Genomic DNA, 19,187 nt, shown 5'->3' on the forward strand with positions numbered 1-19,187 from the left:
GGCTCACCGACGCCCACCGACTGCGGTGCGGCGGGCGCTCCGGACCGGGCGGATCGCACACGGCAACCCCGCGGCGCGGAACCGGAGCGCCAGCGCATCGAGGTCGAACAGGTCCCGCCACTCGAGCCGGATGATCGTCCGCACACCCGGCACCGTGAGCAGCCTGGCGTGGCGACGTTTCTCTTCCAGGAACACCTCGGTCTGGCTGCGACCGCCGAGGTACCGGTCCTGCGTGTACTTCGCGCGTCCGTCGATCTCGACGACGACGCCTTCTGCGGGGAACCAGAAGTCGACGGCGGACCGGCGGCCATCGACGACGAACTCCTGCTGCAGCACGGGAGCGGGCAACCCGAGCTCGCGGAAGACCACGCGCGCGAGTGACTCCGCCGGCGACCCCGAACGCCCGTCGGCCAGGTCGAGGACCTGCGCGGCCCGGGCCCGCCCGCGAGCACTCGGGTGCACCGCTCGCCACAGCTCGTCGCGCTCGGTCCCGTTGCGCAGCGCAGCGTCTGCCACGACGACCCCCGTGCGCAGGTCTCCGGTCATCGCGATGTCGATCACCGTCCGCGGGACCGCGGTCACGGCGAGGTCGCCGATCCGGACCCGTTCGGCGCCGGACACCGGTCTCGTGTGCAGGACCAGATCGGGGGTCCTGCCCCGGTACATCGAATCCGGCACGGTGGCGTGCACCGGGACGCTCCACCCGCCGAGCGCGGGCAGCCCGTGCACCGCGGCCGCTGAGTCGTGCGATGCCGTCGCCCGCGGGCCGAGCCGGCCGAGCCGCGCGTACACGCGGGTGACGTACCGCTGCCGTGGCCCGGCCGCGTCCCACGCTGCTCCGTCGACGAACGCGTTCGGCCCTGCCCGGACGAGTCGGCCCGGGCCCTGGAGTCGGGTCAGGCGGCGCAGGGTGGTGGCGTCGAGTCCGGCCTCACGCGTGGCCGAGGCTCGGAGGATGGGCAGCGGTTCGTTCATGGAGGAGACGTTGCCCGACCCGCCATGCGCCCAGCGGGCTGACGTCGAGGTCTGTGGACGGGCCTCCAGGCCTGCCCGCCTGTGGAGGGAGGACGTTCCTTCCCAGAACGGCCGCGATGCCAAGCGGATTCGGGCGTACCTGGTCGGAACTTTCGACCAGGTACGCCCGAATCGACCAGGTACCCCGCCGCCCCGCCCACCCACACGCAGAGCGGCGCCGGACGGAACGCACCCGTGTCCCGTCCGGCGCCGCGGTCTCTCCCCCGAGGGGGACCGGCCCCGCTGCCTCAGGCCCGGCGTACCCGCAGGGTCACGATCTCGAAGGGCCGGAGCGTGAGCACGACCGGCTCCCCCGAGTCCCACGAGTCCCCCAGCGGGCGTTCCAGCAGGTCCACCGTCGCCACCGAAGCGACGTCGAACCCGAACGACACCCCGACGTCGGTCGCCCGACCGCCGGAGGCCTCGTACAGTCGCACGACCACGTCACCGGAGCGGTCCTCGGCGAGCTTCACGGCCTCGACGAGCACCTGCGGCGACGACACCGAGACCAGCGGCGAAACCGCGGTCGAACCGGCGACAGCGCGCACCGGCAGGTTCAGCCGGTAGCCGGAGTCGGCGGCGTCGAGCACCGACGCCCCCACCCGCAGCACCGTCCGGAACACGTGGTGCCCCTGGTCGGCGTTCGGGTCCGGGAACGTCGGCCCGCGCAGCAGCGACTCGCGCACGAGCGTCGTGGTCCCGCCGTCGGGCCGCGTGGAACGCGTGATGTCGTGCCCGTACGTGGAGTCGTTCGCCACCGCGACACCGAACCCGGGCTCCGCGACGTGCACCCAGCGGTGCGCCGAGGTCTCGAAGCGGGCGTGGTCCCACGAGGTGTTCTGGTGGGTCGGCCGGTCGATGTGCCCGAACTGGATCTCGCTCGAGGCGGACGACGCACGGACGTCCACCGGGAACGCGAGCTTCAGCAGCTTCTGGTGCTCGTGCCAGTCGACCTCGGTCTCGATCACCAGCTCTGCGAGCCCGGCGACCGCCGAGTACCGGGTCGTGAGCGCCGACGACCCGAAGGACCGTTCCACCACGAGCGAGGAGCCGTCGATCGCGACCGACGACGCTGACAGGACGGTGCCGTTGCGCTGGTACGCACGGTCGATGTCCCACGCCTCCCACTGGTTCGGGGTGTCGCGGAAGACGGTGTACTCGGCAGCGGCCGCACCCGGTGCGATCGCGTCGCGCCCGCTGGCGCGGTCGACGAGCGACACGACGTGGCCGGCTCCGTCGATGGTCGCCGTGACGACGCCCGTGTCGAACACGAAGTGGTCGCCGGAGCGGACGGGAGGCACGGGTCGCGGTTCCGAGCCGAGCGAACCACCCAGGGCGGCCGCGTCTCCCGCCGCTACCGGCGAGGCGTTGAAGCGCACGACGTTCCCGGACGAGCCGCTCCCGCCGACGGCGTCGGCGCCGGACGGCGCGTCGAGCAGCGCGCTGCTGCCGCCGGCGGCGGCCGACGACGAGGCCCCGACCCCGGCGAGCGCCGCAGCACCCCCGTTCGCGAGCGCGGTCGTCGCGTTGCCGATCAGCCCTTCGAGCACCTCGGCGATCTGCGCGTAGTTCTCCTCGGCGTTCTCGTAGACCCAGGCGATCGAGGACCCCGGCAGGATGTCGTGGAACTGCTGCAGCAGGACGGTGTGCCAGGCGCGCTCGAGCTCCTCGTAGGGGTAGTCGAGCCCGAGGCGCACGGCCGCGGTCGACGCCCACAGCTCGGCTTCGCGGAGCAGGTGCTCGGAGCGACGGTTGCCCTGCTTCGTGCGGATCTGCGACGTGTAGGTGCCACGGTGGAACTCGAGGTACATCTCGCCGGACCACACGCCGGGGGTCGGCAGCACCCGTTCGAGCTCCTCGAAGACCTGGGCGGGGGTGCCGAGCTGCACGCGCGGCGAGCCGTCCAGGTCGTGCTGGCGTCGGGCGGCTGCGACCATCTCGCGGGTGGGTCCGCCGCCACCGTCACCGAAGCCGTAGAGCAGCATCGAGGTGTTGGCGACGCCGCGCTCCTTGTTGTTCCGTTCGCCCCGGTGCAGATCGGCGGCGGAGACGTCGGAGTTGTAGGTGTCGGCCGGCGGCAGGTGCGTCAGGACGCGCGAGCCGTCGATGCCCTCCCAGTGGAAGGAGGTGTGCGGGATGACGTTCGTCTCGTTCCACGACGGCTTCTGGGTGACGAACCACTTCGAGCCGGCGGCGCGGACGATCTGGGGCAGCGCACCGGAGTAGCCGAACGAGTCGGGCAGCCAGGCCTCGGGGGTGTCGATGCCGAACTCCTCGAGGAAGAAGCGCTTGCCGGCGACGAACTGTCGTGCGAGCGCTTCTCCACCGGGCAGGTTCGTGTCCGACTCCACCCACATGCCGCCGACCGGGATCCACCGGCCCTCGGCGACGCGCTGCTTGATGCGGGCCCAGATCGACGGGTAGCCGTCGCGGATCCACGCGTACTGCTGCGCCGACGAGCAGGCGAAGGTGAAGTCCGGGTCGCGGTCCATCAGGTCGAGGACGTTCGAGAAGGTGCGGGCGCACTTGCGGATCGTCTCGCGCACCGGCCAGAGCCAGGCGGAGTCGATGTGGGCGTGGCCGACGGCGATCGCCCGGTGTGCGGCGGAACTGGCGGGCACGGCCAGCACGGGCGCCAGGACCTCGCGGGCATCGGCTGCGGTGCCGGCGACGTCGTCGGGGTCGAGGGCGTCGGCTGCGAGCTCGAGGGCGTGCAGGATGTCGGCGCCGCGGGTGCCGTCCGTGGGGAGTTCCGCCATCAGGCCGCGCAGGACCCAGAAGTCCTGCTGCAGCTCCCACACGGTGTCGTCGCGCTCGACGAGTTCGAGGGCACGCACGCGGTAGATCGGCTTGTCACCCGCGGTGGAGCGCGACCCGAGGGGCGTCGCGCCCTGGAACGAGTCGCCGCCGATGTCCGGGTTCGCGCCGGCCTCGACGTACAGCTCGAACGACTCCCCTGCACCGACCTCGACGGGCACGGTGTCGTTCCGCGGCTCGACGCCCTTGATCGTGGAGCCGTCGGGCCGGTACGCCAGTCCCTCGGCCTGGAACCCCGGGTGCCGCTTGGTGAACCCGAGGTCGACGAGCAGTTCCGCAGTGGTCCCCGGCGCGGTACCGAAGTCGGCGGGGACGGTGCCGGTGATCCGGAACCAGGTGGTCCCCCACGGCCGGCCACCCCAGGCGCTGCCCACGGTGAACGGTGTGTACGCCTGCTGGACGGCGGAGTCGAACGGCACCGGCTCGTCCGGCACCTCCCACGCCTCGATCGTCACCGGCGCCGAGCGGCGGTGGACGGCGGGGTCGACACGGTCGCGGACGAGGCGGGCGATCCGGGCCTCGACGAGCGGTTCGTCCTGGTGCATGTGGTTCCTTTCGAGAGAGCCGGCCGGGGCCAGCAGATCAGCCCTTGATGCCGCCGGCGAGGGCGTTGCCGCCGCCGAGGCCTCGGGACACGATCACGTAGAGGGCGATGACGGGCACGGAGTAGACGATGGAGAACGCGGCGAGCTGTCCGTACGCGACCGCCCCGTTCTGCCCGAAGAAGTTGAAGATGCTCACCGCGGCGGGCACCTTGTCGGGCGAGAGCAGCAGGACGAACGGGACGAAGAAGTTCCCCCACGCCTGGATGAACACGAAGATGAACACGACGGCGATGCCCGGACGCATGAGCGGGACGACGATGCGCGTCAGGGTGGTCATCATCGACGCCCCGTCGGTCCACGCAGCTTCTTCGAGCGAGATCGGCACGGAGTCCATGAAGTTCTTCGCCATCCAGATCGCCATCGGCAGCGACGTCGCGGCGAGGAAGAAGATGCAGCCCCACACGTTGTCGATCAGGTTGAGCGACACGAACAGCGCGTAGACGGGCACCATCATGGCGGTGATCGGCAGGCCGGTCCCGAACAGGATGCTGTACAGGAACGGCTTGTTGACGCGCATCTTGTAGCGGGACAGCGGGTACGCGGCGAGCAGTGCGAAGACCACCGTGACGACTGCCGTGCCGCCGGAGAGCAGCAGGCTGTTCGCGAGCGGGATGAACGACAGCTCGGGTGTGAGCACCTTGGTGAAGTTGTCGAGCGTGAACTGCGTCGGCAGCTTCACGGACAGCGATGCCTGGGTGTCGACCGAGGCGAGGACGAGCCAGAGCAGCGGGACCGCGAAGCACACCGCGATGACGAGCAGCACGGTGTTCGCCACCCACCGCATGGTGCGGCCGCGGGGCGACGTCATGTGCAGCGAACCGGGAGCGGTCACCGAGCGGGTGGTGGTCGGGTCGAGGGACGGGGCAGTGATGGCCATCAGTCCACCTCCGGCTTGAGGGCTCGGATGTAGATGATCGAGAAGACCGCCCCCACCACGAGCAGGATGGTCGCGATCGCGGTCCCGAAGCCGAGCTGCGAGAACTTGAACGCCTCTTGGTAGGCGAGGATCGGCAGGGTCGACGAGTTCGTGCCCGGCCCACCCCCGGTCATCACGAAGATGAGGGTGAAGACCGACAGCGTCTGCAGCGTCGTCAGCATGAGGTTCGTCGAGATGCTCCGTCGGATCACCGGCAGCGTGATGTAGACGAGGCGCTGCCACCCGGTGGCCCCGTCGACCTCGGCGGACTCGGTGATCTCCTCGGGGACCTCCTGCACGGCGGCGGAGTAGACGAGCATCGAGAAGGCCGTACCGCGCCAGATGTTCGCCAGGATCACGGCGAACATCGGGAACGTGTAGAGCCAGTTCGGTCCGCTGATGCCGATGGACTTCAGGAACTCGTTGAGCGTGCCCTCGTCGTTGAAGAACGCGTACGCGGCGAACGAGGCGACGATCTCGGGCAGGACCCAGGCGGCGACGACAAAGGTGCCGACGATCGCGCGGACGGCCTTGTTGGCCGAGCGCATCAGGAGTGCGAGGCCGAGCCCCAGCACGTTCTGTCCCACGACCGCCGAGGCGAGCAGGAACACGACCGTCAGGATGACGGACTTCGGGAAGTCCGGGTCCTGGAACAGTTCGACGTAGTTCTGGAAGCCGACGAACTGCTGGTCGGCAGCGCCGGCGCCGGTGAGCGCCGAGTTCGTGAACGACCCGTAGAACGACGAGATGACGGGGCCGAGCAGGAAGATGACGAGCAGGACGAGGGCGGGCAGGAGCGGGACCGCTCGGCCGACGTTCCGCAGTGGTCGCCGCTTGCGCGGCACGGGTGGATCGGTGCGCTTCGGCGCACCGGGCGCCGACAACGTCGGCGCGAGGGGGGTGCTGGACACGATGGGTGCCTTCCGGGTGCGGAGGGGTTCCGAAGGTGGGGAAGGACGGACCGGGAGGCGCGGTGCGGGGCCGCCCCGCGCCTCCCGTCCGTCAGTGGGTGACGTCCGTCAACCAGCCGAGACGGTGTTCTCCTTGCCGACCACCTGCGTGACGGCCTTGTCGTACACGGCAGCCGCCTGCTTCGGTGTCTGCTGTCCGGTCATGACCGACTCCATCGCGACCTGGATCGCGTTGGACACCTGCGAGTAGTCACTCGTCGCCGGGCGGAAGTTCGTGTTCTCCACGAGTCCGGAGAAGAACTTGAACGTCGGGTTGGCGTCGGTGTAGGCGGTGTCGTCCGCGACGTCCTTGCGGACGGCGATCTGGCTGTTCTCGGTGTCGTACTTCAGCGAGCCGTCCTTGTCGAGGAAGCTCGTGATGAAGTCGAACGCCGCCTGCGGGTTCTTCGACTTCGCGCCGACCGCCAGGGTCCAGCCGCCGGACATCGAGTTGTAGCCCGGGTCCTGACCGTTCTGCGTCGGCATCGGCGCCTGACCCATCACGTCGTTCCACTCGGCCCACGGCGCGGTGCCGGACTTGAGCCATGTGCCGGACTGCCACGAACCGTCGAGGTCGATCGCGAGCTTGCCCTTCGGCAGCCACGTCTGCGCGATGGTCGTGCCGACGTTCGTGTCGAGCGCCTGCTGCGGTGTCGGGCCGAGGCCGCCCTGGTAGACGTCCTTCACGAACTGCAGCGAGTCCTCGAACTGCTTCGAGCCCGTGACCCACTTCTTGTCCTTGTAGAGCGTGTTGCCGGAGCCGTCCGCCCCGTACAGGAGCATCTCGAAGCCCTGCATGGTCGACGCCTCACCCTGCGCCTTGCCCGAGTAGATGTTGAACGGGATGAGGTCGGGCTTCTTGTCCTTGATCGTCTTCGCCGCGGCGAGCACGTCGTCCCAGGTCTTCGGCTGCCACGGCACGGGCAGGCCGACGGACTTGAAGATGTCCTTGTTGTACCAAAGCGCGCGGGTGTCGGTACCCATGGGGACGCCGTAGATCTTGCCGTCGTCACCCTGGCCGGCCTGCTTGGCGTTGTCGAAGAACTGGTCCCAGTCCTTCCACTTCGCCGTGTACTTGTCGAGCGGCAGGAGGTAGCCGGCCTCGGCGTCGGCCTTGACGAGGAACGTGTCCTCGTACATGACGTCGGGAGCCGTCGCGGGCGCCTTGTTCATGAGCGCGAGCTTCGTGTAGTAGTCGTTGCCCTGGGCCTGGATCGGGACGAGCGTGACCTTCTTGCCCGGGTTGTCCTTCTCGTACTCCTTCTTGACGACCTTCATCTGGGCGTCGAGCTGCTGGAAGGCTCCGAACTTCTGGTACGCGATCTTGATCGTGTCGCTCGAGGCGGACCCCGAGGCTGAGCAGCCTGCCAGGCTGACCGCGGCGACGGCCACGGCTGCGAGTCCGGCGATGATGCGGGTGCGTTTCATCGGTGCTCCTTTGCACGGGTGACATCCGCGGGCTCCATCGCCCGCGCGCAGGATTAGTCCAGCGTATGGACTTATCCGTGTCAAGGAGTTTTTTTCGCGCCGCGCGCGTCGGGGCGCTGCTGTCTGGGGTGGCTGGTGGGCGTGCTGGTGGGCGTACCGTGCCGAATCGGGCGTACCTGGTCGGGACTTTCGACCAGGTACGCCCGATTTCGCTTCCCATCGCACGCGCTCTGGGAAGGAACGTCCGTCAGTCGATCGGTGTCGCGCTCCCCGTCACGGTGATCCCGCCGGACTCCGGCACGTCGACGAGCAGCAGGCTCGGACGACCGACGTGCCGCCCCTGCCGGATGACGACGCGGTCCCCCGGCTCGACGGCACCGACCTCGCGCAGGTACGCCCCGGTCGACGCCGCAGCCGAACCCGTCGCCGGGTCCTCGGTGATGCGGCCGGCGGGGAACAAGTTCCGCGCCTCGTACTCGCGCTCCCCGGTCCGGTGCAGCACCGTGACCGTCCCCTGCCAGTCGGCCTCGCGCTTGAGGTCGGCGAGCGGGCCGGGTGCGAACCGGAACTGGTGGAAGAGCTCCCGGTCGTGCAGCACGAGCACCGGGTGCCAGTTGCCGGCGAACGACTCGAGCACCGGGAAGCCCGGCGCGATGTCGTCGGCCGTGAGCCCGAGCAGGTCGGACAACCGCCCGAGGAGCGCCGGGTCGATGTCCCGCGTCGCCGGTTCGACGCTCGTCATCGCGACCTGGACCACCCCGTCCGGACCGGTGGTGGCGTCGAGGGCGACCTCGCCGGCGGCCGTCGTGAACACTCGGCGGCTGAGCCCCTGCCGTTCGGCGAGCGCCACCGCGAGCGCGACCGTCGCGTGCCCGCAGAACGGCACCTCGGCGGCGGGCGAGAAGTAGCGGACGTGCGGGCCCGTCGCCGTGGCGCCGACGACGAACGCGGTCTCGGGGTAGCCGACCTCGCGGGCGACGGCGAGCATCTCGTCGTCGGTCAGTGCCGCTGCGTCGAGGACCAGTCCGGCGGGGTTGCCACCCCCGGGCTCGGCGGCGAAGGCGGTGTACCGGAGGACGTTGATGCTCATGGTGCGACGCTACTGCGGGGGCGGCGAGGACTGCTGATCACGCATGGTGAGCAGGAATGGTCGGGTCCGCTGAGCGAACCCGACCATTCCTGCTCACGAATTGCCCCCGTGGGGCGTGGGGACTACTCCGCAGCCGCCGCCTTGCGACGGCGGACGATCAGCACACCCGCACCCGCGGCGAGCAGCAGGAACGCGATGAGCGCACCGGCACCGAGGCCCTCCGCACCCGTGAACGCGAGCTGCCCGTCAGCGGTGATCGTGATCGGGGTCCAGCCCAGCACCGTGCCGTCCGCAGCGGTCACCACGATGCGGTGCCCGCCAGCCGGAGCATCGGCCGGGATCGTCACGCGCACCGTGCCGTCAGCAGCGACCGTCACCGTTCCGAGCAGCGTCGGCGTCGAGTACAGCCACACGTTCACCCGGTCGCCGGCGTACTGCGTGCCCACCGTGACCGTGATGGTCTCTCCCGCGCGGGCGGACGACGGGGCCGAGACGCCCCCACGGTTCGTGTCGGTCAGACCGGTCTCCGACGGAGCCACCGGGGCGATCGGAGCGGCCGGCGACGGGGTCGGCGTCGGCGTCGGTCCGCCGGTCCCGGGGGTCGGCGCAGGCGTCGACCCACCGTCACCCGGAGCAGGCGTGGGCGTCGGCGTCGGCGTCGGCGTCGGCGTCGGCGTCGGCGTCGGGTCGGTGCCCGGGTCCGTGCCCGGATCGGTGCCGCCGCCCTCGCACGGGTACGTCCCGGTGCGGAGCGAGAACCCGTCCGTGTCGTTGTCGTCGGCGTAGAACGTTGCGCGCTCCCCGTCGGCGCAGACGCCGGAGATCGCGAAGCCCTCGTTGGCGAGCGTCCGGTCCGCGTTCGACGGTGCCTCGAAGACCTTCGCGGCGGTGAAGGCACCGTCGGTCAGCTCGTACAGCGCGGTGCGTCCGGCGCAGGCGTCGTCGCACACCACCCAGAGCGCGTCGAGGGTCGGGTCGAACTGCACGTCGGCGACGACCGCGAACGGCGAACCGATGGTGGCAACGCGCTGGGACGAACCGTCCGCCATCAGGGCGTAGGCGTAGACGCTCGCGGTGCCCTCAACGCCGACGAAGAAGAGCCCCTCGCCGTGTCCGGCGTACGTCGACGGTGCGTAGGCCGCGCCGGTGTGCTCGTCGGCGAAGCCGTGCTCGGTGAGCCACGAGTCCGGGATCCAGGTGACGCCCTCGAGGCCGGCGTTCGCACCGAGCCCCGGGAAGTCGGCTGCGAGGTCCCACTCGTCGGTGGCGCGCAGGGTCGACTCGGACCCGTCGGTGGTGGCGTACCGCAGGACCGACGGACGGCTGGTCTTCGACACGTCGTTGTCCCGCTCGGTCGACACGTACACGGCGCCCGGGTCGTCGCTCGCGACGGTGACGCCCTCGGCGTCCGGGGTCCCCGTGCCGTCGGCGTACCGCAGGTCCGTGCCCGCGGCGTTCGACGGCGCCCAGCCACCCCGCCCGTCCGAGGTCAGGTGGTAGAGCAGGCCGTCGCCGTTCTGCACGGCCCAGAGCTGGCCGTCCTCGGACGTGCTGGACGTGGTCCAGTCGATGCCGCTCAGGTCACCGGTGAAGGTGTCCTCGTCGTCGAGCACGGTCTCGTCCGGGCCACCGGGCCACGGCTCGGCGGTGACGACTCCGGCGAACCGGTTCGCTGTGCCCTTCGTCGACTCGGCGGTCTCGGCGAAGTCGCCGGTGCCGTCCGGGTTGCGGCCGTACGTGGCGGCAGCGTGGGCCGTCCACGAGTACGAGTCGACCAGCGCACCCCGCGGATCGAAGACCCGGGCGGAGTCGGCCTTGCCGAGCCCGAAGCCGAAGTCTGCCTCGTCGAGGACGGTGAAGCCCCCGGCCGCGATCGTCGTGCCGGCAGGGATCGTGTACGCGTGGTCGTCCTCGCTGTCCTTGAGGACGTACCCGCCCAGGTCGACCGTGGTGCTGCCGACGTTGGTCAGCTCCACCCAGTCGCCGGGGGCGCCGTCCTGCGACTCGACCTCGTTGATGCGCACGGGCGAGGAGCAGTCGTTGGCGGCCCCCTTCGTCGACGCGGTGGTGTCGACCAGCGCACCGGTCCCGTCGGCGCACCGGCCGTACGTGACGACCGCGTGGCTCGTCCACGAGTACCGGAGCACCAGGTCGCCGGCGGGGTCGTACACCCGCGCGGTGTCGGCGCCGCCGAGTCCGAAGTCGAACCCTGGCGCGGTCGCCGAGAGCTGGTCGATGACGAAGTACCCGCCGGGGGCGATCGTCGAGCCGGCGGGCAGGACGTAGGCGTCGTGGGTGCTGTCGTCGTCGAGGAACGCGTACCCGGTCAGGTCGATCGACGCCGACGACGTGTTCGCGAGCTCGACCCAGTCGGTGTCGTCGCCGTTCGACTCGACCTCGTTGACGACGAGGCCGTTCGGGGCGGCGGCGCCGACGCTCGGGTCGTCGTCACCGACGGCGGCGAGTGCCGGGCTGGCCGTGACGACACCGGCGCCGAGGGCCAGCGCGGTGACGATGGCAGCACCGAGCCGCACGGAGCGGGGGCGCAGGGCAGGAGTGCGCATGCAGGTCCTTCTCGGGAGGGGAGGGGAGACCTGCACGACTGTTCAGCACCCGGGCATCCGACCGGTGGCCGCCCGGTGAACGACAGGTGTCGCGCGGCGCCCCAGCGCCGGGATCCGTCAGCCCCGCGCGACCCCGGAGAAGTCGGGCGACCCGTCGGGCAGCGCCGGCAGTGGCGTGCCGTCGACGTACCGCGGCCACGCCAGGGCACGCGACGCCTCCGGGCGCGGCTCGTACCGGTACCGGTCCCCGCTGACCGGGCCGGCGGCCGTGGCAGCAGTGGCAGCCGTGGCAGCCGTCGGGGCATCGGGCACCGGAGTGGCGGCCCACGTCGCGATCGGTACCGCGGGCGCCATCGGGGGTGCTGCCGGCGGCGCTTCCGGCGTCGGCCACGCTCCGACCGCCCCCGCCGGGACGGCGCCCCGCGGGCGGAAGAGCGCGTTGCTGAGCGGGACGACGACCGTTCCGAGCAGGTCGAGGATGACCACCACCCAGACGAGTCGCCAGTAGCCGCGGGCGTAGTCCACGTCGGGCGCGAGCAGCGGGATCGACAGCAGCAGTGCGAGCAGGGCGATGACCCCGACGGTGGCCTTCGCGACGACCTGGAGCGCCGGTGTCGGGTACCGGCGGTGGATGACGAGCAGCAGGTGCACGTGCAGGAGCGCCACGCGGGCGACGCCGACGAGCCAGATCCAGTGCCAGAACCGCTCGCCGACGAGCCAGAGGCCGTCCTCGCCGGAGGAGTCCGTCGGGGCGAGCCACACCTTGTACAGCCCCGCGACGAGCAGGTACATCGACGTGGCGATGCTGACGAACGCGAACGTGCCCGATCGGCGTGACGAGACGTCGGCGTCGTACCAGGACAGCAGGGCGAAGACGACCACCACGACGATCGTCAGGAGCAGCTGCACCGCGACCCGTCCGAAGTCGCCGACCAGCACCGCCACGATGCCGACGAGCCCGGCTGCGACGACCGCGCCGATGATCGTCCGGAACACGAGTGGCCGGACCTTCGCCCAGCGTCGGTCGATCGTGCCCGCGGCGCCGTTGTCCGTCATGTGTCCCCCGTCGTTCGCCGCCCACCTGGCGGATCCGTCGGTTCGCAGCGTAGCGGCCGATGCGAGCCGCCCCCGACCGCCGTCAGCGGCGGATGCACCGCCGTCAGCGGCGGATGAGCAGCCCGCTCGCCCGCGGTGACAACGCGGCGTCGAGCACCAGGCACGCGGCCCCCACCGCGGCGACGTCGGCACCGCGGTCGCTCTCGACCACGTCGACCGCGTGCTTCGGCACCAGCAACGGCGACCCGACGATCGCCGCGCGGGCGGCAGGCAGTGCGGCACTCGCGATGCGGGACCAGAACGGTCCGCCGAACACGACCCGGTCGATGTCGAGCAGGTTCACGATGACGACGGCGGCGTCGCCCATGACGGTGCCGGCTTCGGCGGCGAGCGTGGTCGCGGCATCGTCGCCGGCGGCGATGGCCTCGGCGAGTTCGTCCCAGGCACGGTTCACCGCGTCGACCGACCCGTCGGACGAGACCGACCCGTCGGACGAGACCGCGCCATCGGACACGACCGAGCCGTCGGACGCGGCCGCACCACCGGACGAGACCGCACCGGCAGCAGCGTCGCCGCCGCCGCCGGACAACGCCACCCCCCCGCTCCCGCGCGATCCGCACGAGCCGGTCCGGCGCCACGGCCGCACCGACCTCGCCCCGGGTGCCGGACCCGTCCGGGGTGCCGGCGAGCGATCGCTGGTCGACCATGATGTGCCCGGCGTCGCCGGCGTTCGACCCGACCCCGCGCACGGGTTCGTGGTCGACGACGAGCCCGACGCCGAACCCGGTGCCGAAGTACACGAACGCGAAGTTCCGCGCCGACGACTCCCCCGCCAGGAACATCTCGCCGACCGCGGCGGCCGTGACGTCCTTCTCGAGCAGGACGGGGTAGCCCGTGGCCTCGGCGAGCGCGTCGCGCAGGGGCACGTCACGCCACCGGGGCAGGAACGGCGGGTCGACGACGATGCCGGCGTCGACGTCGATGGGGCCGGGGCTGGCGATCCCGACGCCGAGCACCCCGTCGACGTCCACGCCGGCGTCGGCGATCAGGCCGTCGACGGCGGAGCCGATGGTGCGGACGACCTCGGACGGGTCGTCGGCGGTCGGGGTCGAGGTGGTGGACGAGGCGACGACGGTACCGGCCAGGTCGAGCAGCACGTAGGTGACGACGGCCGGGTCGACGTGCACGCCGACGGCGTAGCGGCTGCCGGGTTCGAGCCGCAGGATGGTGCGCGGCTTGCCCCGACCGGCGACGACGGTGCCGGACTCGACGATCATGCCGGCCTCGATCAGGAAGCGGGTGACGTTCGACACCGTCTGCGCGCTGAGGCCGGTCCGCGAGGCGAGTTCGACGCGACTCAGGCCGTCCGGCGAGCGTCGGACGGCATCGAGCACGACCGTGCGGTTGAACCCGCCGATCGACGGGAGGTTCGCTCCACGCCGATGTTCTGCCATTCCGCGACCATACCGCGGCAACGGTGCGGTCTCGGTCTGCCGTCCGCGCTGGCCCCCACACGGGTCGCACCGTTACCCTGGCCGCATGGCCGACCTGCGTCTCGAAGAACTCTCCGCGAAGACCGCTGCCGCGGCGAACTCCCTGACGCTCAAGCCGGGTCAGGAACAGTTCGTGCAGCCGACCACCTACGGGGTCGCCGAGTCCGACGTCAAGCCGAGCTCCGCGTGGACCCGGGTGGTCCTGGACGGCGACGAGGTCCTGGGCCTCATCATCGGTTCGTTCGACGCGGACAACGCGCAGGAAGAGCTGCGCAGCGCCATCTGGCGGGTCAACGTCGCCGGCACGGCGCAGGGTCGCGGCGTCGGCCGCTTCGCCGTGCACGGCCTGGCGGACGAGGCCCGGAGCCGTGGGCAGGAACGCCTGACGGTCGTGTACGAGCCCGGTGGCGACGACAGCCCCGAGGCGTTCTTCCGCGCCGTCGGCTTCGAGGTCGTCCGCGAGACCCAGTACGGCGACCACTTCGCGGTCCTGACGCTCTAGTACGTCTCCGACGACGTACTCACCAACGACGTGCCCGAGGACGACGCCCCCGCGCCGGAGCAGGACTTCGGGTCGGCGGTGGCCGAGGTGGTCCGGATGATCCCGCCGGGTCACGTCATGACGTACGGCGACGTCGCCGCGGCGCTCGGCTCACGCGCGTCGCGTGCGGTCGGCAAGGTGATGGCGCACGAGGGCGCCGACCTGCCCTGGTGGCGCGTGGTGCGCGCGGGCGGGCACCCGCCGCTGCACCACGAGGCCCGGGCGCTCCAGCACTACCGCGCGGAGGGCACGCCGCTCGTGCAGGGGACGGCGGCCTGGAGGCTCGACATGCGTCGTGCCCGCTGGTCGCCGTCCACGGATGCGGACGACCCGTTCTGACGTCGGGCCCGCGCACGTCGGCCGTCCGTCCGCCGCCGGTCAGCGGTCGAAGCGCTCGCCCTTCGGGCTCGTCGGGATCAGGCACAGCACGTACACGACGAGCGAGCCGATGCCGGGCACGACGTGCAGGAACTGCCAGAAGCCGGACAGGCCGGCGTCGTGCAGCCGTCGGGCGCCGAGGGCGAGCGACCCGATCAGGGTCGCGAGGCCCCAGAGGACGAACAGGTAGGACCCGACGGGGTTCTCGAACAGCGCGGTGTCCGGCGTGAACGCCTGCGGGACGAGCTGCAGGACGAGTCCGATCGCGAGCGACGTGATCCACCACCACCAGAACTCGGCACGCGAGGCCCGTCCGGTGAACACGGTGTACTTCCGCCAGAACCGCCGGACGGCCTCGGTGAAGGGTGCGCCGTAGAAGGGGTCGCGCAGGGCGACGCCGCCGGGCTGCACGCTGTCGTTGCTCATGGAGCAAGCCAACCACGTGGTGCAGCCCGGCTGCGTCCTACACGAGCGAGTCGCGCCAGGCCGCGTGCAGCTGGGCGAACCGTCCGGTACCCGAGATGAGGTCGGCGGGGGTGCCGTCCTCGACGATCTTCCCGTGTTCCATCACGAGCACGCGGTGGGCGATCGCGACCGTGGACAGGCGGTGCGCGATGATCACCGCGGTGCGGTCGGCGAGCAGGGTCTCGAGCCCTTCCTGCACCAGCCGCTCCGAGGGGATGTCGAGCGACGCCGTGGCCTCGTCGAGGATGAGCACCTTCGGGTCCGCGATGAACGCCCGCGCGAACGAGAGCAGCTGCCGCTGTCCCGCCGAGACACGACCACCGCGCTTGTTCACGTCGGTGTCGTACCCGTCGGGGAGCGCCATGATGAACTCGTGCGCGCCGACCGCCTTGGCGGACGCCTCGATCTCGGCGCGGGAGGCCCCCGGCTTGCCGAGCGCGATGTTGTCCGCGACCGTGCCGGAGAACAAGTAGGCCTCTTGCGTGACCATGACGATCGCGCGGCGCATGTCCTTCGTGTCGAGGTCGCGCAGGTCCACGCCGTCGAGCCGCACGGAACCGTGCGACGGGTCGTAGAAGCGCGCCATGAGCTTGGCGAGCGTCGACTTCCCGGCGCCGGTGGATCCGACGAGCGCGATGGTCTGCCCGGACGGGATGTGCAGGTCGAACTCCGGCAGGACGACCTTGCCCGCGTTGTACGCGAACACGACCTCGTCGAAGTCCATCTTGCCCGTGGCGTCGGCCAGCTTGGTCGGCTTCACGGGGTCCGGCACGCTCGGCCGCTCCTCGAGGACGCCGGAGATCTTCTCCATCGCCGCCGAGGCCGACTGGTACCCGTTGTAGAACATCGCGAGCTCCTGCGCCGGGTCGAAGAAGCGCTTGGCGTACAGCGCGACCGCGAGCAGCGCACCGACCTCGAGCGTCCCGCCGACGATCCGGAAGCCGCCGACGACGACGACCGCGGCGAGCGTGGCGTTGCCGATGAGCACGAGCACCGGGTCGAACGTCCCGAACAGGTTGAACACCTTCGTGTTCGCCAGCCGGTAGTCCTCGACGAAGCCGCCGTACTCGTCCTTGTTCCGCGACTCCTTGCGGAACGCCTGCACGGCACGGATGCCCGTCATCGTCTCGACGAAGTGCACGATCACGCGCGCCGAGGTGACGCGGGTGGCGCGGAACAGCGTCTGCGAGTTCTTCTGGAACCAGCGGATCAGGAACCAGAGCGGCACGAGCGACACCGCGAGCACGAGCCCGGACGTCGGGTCGAGCAGCACCAGGGCCACGGCGGTGAACACCATGTAGAGCACGCCCTGGATGAGCTGGTTCAGGCCGGAGTCGAGCAGCTCGCGGATCGAGTCGAGGTCACTCGTCTGGCGGGAGATGATCCGGCCGGACGTGTAGGTCTCGTGGAACTCGAGCGACAGCCGCTGCGTGTGCAGGAACACCCGCTTGCGCAGGTCGAACAGGATCGCCTGGCTGATCCGTGCGGCGAGCACGGTGTACCAGGCGGTGAGCACCGCGCCGAGGACGGCCACGACGATGTACGTCGCGACGACGCCGAACGCCGGCACCCAGTCGTTCTGGTCCATCACCGCGGGCAGGGCGTTGTCGATGCCCCACGCGATGAGCGCCGGACCCGCGACGGTGCCCGCCGTGGAGACCACGACGACGATCCCGAGCAGCACCAGGCGGAGCTTCAGCGGGGCCGCGAGGGAACCGAGCAGGGCGAGGGAGCGACGCCGCAGGCGCTTGCTCTCCGCCTTGGTGAAGTCCTCGCGCTCCTCGCCGCGCACGCCCAGGGTGGTGATCGAGGCGGTGACGGGCGCGGCAGACTGATCGTCCGGAGCTTCCTGCGGGACGGACGCCGCGCCTCCCGGCAGGTTCTGGTCGGTCTGCTGGCTCATGCCATCGCCTCCTGTCGTGCGGTGGCGTCATCGTCGTCGAGCGACGAGATGACGTAGCGGTAGTGCTCGTTGGTGGCCATCAGGTCGTGGTGGGTCCCGACGGCGGTGATGACGCCGTTCTCCATCAGGGCGACCCGGTCGGCCAGCGTCACCGTCGACGGACGGTGCGCCACGATGAGCGACGTGGTGTCGGCGAGCACGCGGCGCAGGCCCGCCTCGACCCGTGCCTCGGTGTCGACGTCGAGCGCCGACAGCGGGTCGTCGAGCACGAGCACCGACGGCCGCGCGGCGATCGCACGAGCGAGCGCCAGGCGCTGGCGCTGTCCACCGGACAGCGACAGCCCCTCTTCGCCCACCCGGGTGTCCACGCCGTCGGGCAGGTCGTCCACGAAGGACGCCTGCGCGATGTCGAGTGCCTCGCGCATGAGCGCCTCGGCCTCGGCACCCTGCACATCCGGACGACCGAGCAGCACGTTCTCACGCACGGTCGACGAGAACAGGGTGGCGTCCTCGAAGGCGACGCCGACGTGCCGGCGCAGTTCTTCGCGGGTGAGGTCGCGGATGTCGACCCCGTCGATCGTCACCGATCCGCCGGTCACGTCGTACAGGCGCGGCACGAGCGAGAGGAGCGTCGTCTTGCCACAGCCCGTGAGCCCGACGAGCGCCATGGTCTCGCCCGGCTGCAGCTGCAGTTCGACGCCGTTGATCAGGTCCGGGTACTGCGGCGCGGAGTCCTGGTACCGGAAGTGCACGCCGTTGAACGACAGCGCACCGTGCGGCTCCGCGATCGTCTTCGGGTCCTGCGGGTCCGTGATGGTGTTCTCGGAGTCCATGACCTCGAAGAAGCGGTCGACCGCCGTGCGGGTGTCGAACGTCATCGAGAGCAGGAAGCCGATCGACTCGATCGGGAACCGCAGCACCGTCGCCGTCGCGAAGAACGCGAACAGCTGGCCGACGGTCATCTCGCCCTGCGACGCCAGCCAGATGCCGGCGAGCAGACACAGCGCGAACGCGACGTCCGGCACGAGCAGCAGCCACAGCCAGATGCTCGCGATGGCCTTCGCCTTCTTGATCTCCGTGCCACGCAGGGCTTCGGCCTGCTCGCTGAACTCCTCGAGCTTCGACCCGCCGCGGCCGAACGCCTTGAGCACGCGGATGCCGTGCACCGACTGCTCGACACTCGTCGCGAGGTCACCGACCTGGTCCTGGCTGCGGCGCGCGACGACGGAGTACCGACGCTCGAACAGCAGCCCGTTGATCCACAGCGGGATCGACGCGATCAGGAAGATCAGCCCGAGCAGCCACCCGAAGGTGAACAGCACGACGAAGCCGACGACGATCGTCACGACGTTCACGACGAGCAGGACGACACCGAAGGCCAGCCAGCGGCGGATCAACGACAGGTCCGACACGGAACGGGACAGCAGCTGCCCCGACTCCCACCGGTCGTGGAACGCGACGGGCAGGTCCTGCAGCTTCGCGTACAGCGAGTTCCGCATGCTCGCTTCGATCCGCGTCGAGGGGCGCATCACCATGCGGCGGCGCGAGGCGATGAAGAACGCCTCGAGCACACCGAGGGCGAGCACGCCGAGGCCGGCGGGCCAGATCTGTGCGCCGTCCTTCGATGACAGCGGACCGTCGACGAGCCACTGCAGGACGTAGGGGATTGCGAGCGCCACCAGGGAGGCTCCCATCGCTGCGGCCATGCCGCCGATGAGGCGCCCCTGGTAGGGCTTCACGTAGGGGTAGATCCGCGCGATCGCGCGGAAGGTGGACGGGCGCGCCGTGGTGGGCGACTTGGACATGCGTTGCGTCCTCATGCGTCTGCCGGGTCCCCGGGTCGCGCTGCGCGGTACCGCCTGCTGCGTGCGTACTTGCGTGCGGCTGGCGTGCGGTGCGTGCGCGGCCTCGACCTGGAGGCTCGGTGTGGCGTTGCGTGTTGATCATCGGCCGGGCGCGTGGTCGCG

At 70.8% G+C, this 19,187-nt stretch carries 14 protein-coding genes and 1 pseudogene; 2 read left to right on the forward strand and 13 right to left on the reverse strand.

What is annotated here, in order from left to right; all coding sequences use genetic code 11:
* Positions 1–3: 3 nt before the first annotated feature.
* The 10 genes and pseudogenes from M4960_RS08585 to M4960_RS08630 all read right to left on the reverse strand — a co-directional run.
* Entirely contained in the window at positions 4–975 is a 972-nt protein-coding gene (locus M4960_RS08585; protein ID WP_248704029.1) for a hypothetical protein, read from the reverse strand.
* A 287-nt stretch (positions 976–1,262) separates the two neighbouring features.
* Entirely contained in the window at positions 1,263–4,376 is a 3,114-nt protein-coding gene (locus M4960_RS08590; protein WP_248704030.1) for a glycoside hydrolase family 38 C-terminal domain-containing protein, read from the reverse strand.
* A 37-nt stretch (positions 4,377–4,413) separates the two neighbouring features.
* On the reverse strand, positions 4,414–5,313 hold the full coding sequence (locus M4960_RS08595; protein WP_333925055.1) for a carbohydrate ABC transporter permease: 900 nt from the start codon (positions 5,311–5,313) through the stop codon (positions 4,414–4,416).
* A complete protein-coding gene (locus M4960_RS08600; RefSeq protein WP_111085332.1) occupies positions 5,313–6,263 on the reverse strand; it encodes a carbohydrate ABC transporter permease in 951 nt (316 codons plus the stop codon). Before M4960_RS08600 ends, M4960_RS08595 begins: the two co-directional genes overlap by 1 nt.
* A 108-nt stretch (positions 6,264–6,371) precedes the next feature.
* Positions 6,372–7,730: an extracellular solute-binding protein gene (locus M4960_RS08605; RefSeq protein WP_248704031.1), complete on the reverse strand. Its 1,359-nt coding sequence runs from the start codon at positions 7,728–7,730 to the stop codon at positions 6,372–6,374.
* A 247-nt stretch (positions 7,731–7,977) separates the two neighbouring features.
* A complete protein-coding gene (locus M4960_RS08610) occupies positions 7,978–8,820 on the reverse strand; it encodes a PhzF family phenazine biosynthesis protein (protein ID WP_248704032.1) in 843 nt (280 codons plus the stop codon).
* A 122-nt stretch (positions 8,821–8,942) separates the two neighbouring features.
* Complete coding sequence (locus M4960_RS08615; RefSeq protein WP_248704033.1) at positions 8,943–11,384, reverse strand: lamin tail domain-containing protein; 2,442 nt, start codon at positions 11,382–11,384, stop codon at positions 8,943–8,945.
* 117 nt (positions 11,385–11,501) lie between these two features.
* On the reverse strand, positions 11,502–12,440 hold the full coding sequence (locus M4960_RS08620) for a hypothetical protein (protein WP_248704034.1): 939 nt from the start codon (positions 12,438–12,440) through the stop codon (positions 11,502–11,504).
* A 103-nt stretch (positions 12,441–12,543) separates the two neighbouring features.
* Positions 12,544–13,035, reverse strand: coding sequence for a hypothetical protein (locus M4960_RS08625; protein WP_248704171.1), 492 nt, complete (start codon positions 13,033–13,035; stop codon positions 12,544–12,546).
* A 154-nt stretch (positions 13,036–13,189) separates the two neighbouring features.
* Positions 13,190–13,894, reverse strand: a pseudogene (locus M4960_RS08630) (ROK family protein); the annotation flags it as partial.
* Between the two features lie 85 nt (positions 13,895–13,979).
* Here M4960_RS08630 and M4960_RS08635 point away from each other — a divergent pair.
* The gene (locus tag M4960_RS08635; protein WP_111085338.1) at positions 13,980–14,435 is read left to right on the forward strand and encodes a GNAT family N-acetyltransferase; all 456 of its coding nucleotides are present in this window, start codon (positions 13,980–13,982) and stop codon (positions 14,433–14,435) included.
* 30 nt (positions 14,436–14,465) lie between these two features.
* The gene (locus M4960_RS08640) at positions 14,466–14,813 is read left to right on the forward strand and encodes an MGMT family protein (protein WP_248704035.1); all 348 of its coding nucleotides are present in this window, start codon (positions 14,466–14,468) and stop codon (positions 14,811–14,813) included.
* Between the two features lie 39 nt (positions 14,814–14,852).
* On the opposite strand, the gene M4960_RS08645 is transcribed toward M4960_RS08640, so the two are convergent.
* The 3 genes from M4960_RS08645 to M4960_RS08655 all read right to left on the reverse strand — a co-directional run bounded on the left by M4960_RS08645 (position 14,853) and on the right by M4960_RS08655 (position 19,025).
* On the reverse strand, positions 14,853–15,278 hold the full coding sequence (locus M4960_RS08645) for a DUF805 domain-containing protein (RefSeq protein ID WP_123293233.1): 426 nt from the start codon (positions 15,276–15,278) through the stop codon (positions 14,853–14,855).
* A gap of 37 nt (positions 15,279–15,315) precedes the next feature.
* The gene (locus M4960_RS08650; protein ID WP_123341009.1) at positions 15,316–17,124 is read right to left on the reverse strand and encodes an ABC transporter ATP-binding protein; all 1,809 of its coding nucleotides are present in this window, start codon (positions 17,122–17,124) and stop codon (positions 15,316–15,318) included.
* A gap of 92 nt (positions 17,125–17,216) precedes the next feature.
* Positions 17,217–19,025 (reverse strand): ABC transporter ATP-binding protein, encoded by a 1,809-nt coding sequence (locus M4960_RS08655; RefSeq protein WP_173168901.1) that lies wholly within the window; start codon positions 19,023–19,025, stop codon positions 17,217–17,219.
* Between the last annotated feature and the right edge of the window lie 162 nt (positions 19,026–19,187).

The organism is Curtobacterium sp. MWU13-2055, assembly GCF_023242305.1.
In the GTDB taxonomy this organism is placed as follows: Bacteria; Actinomycetota; Actinomycetes; order Actinomycetales; family Microbacteriaceae; genus Curtobacterium.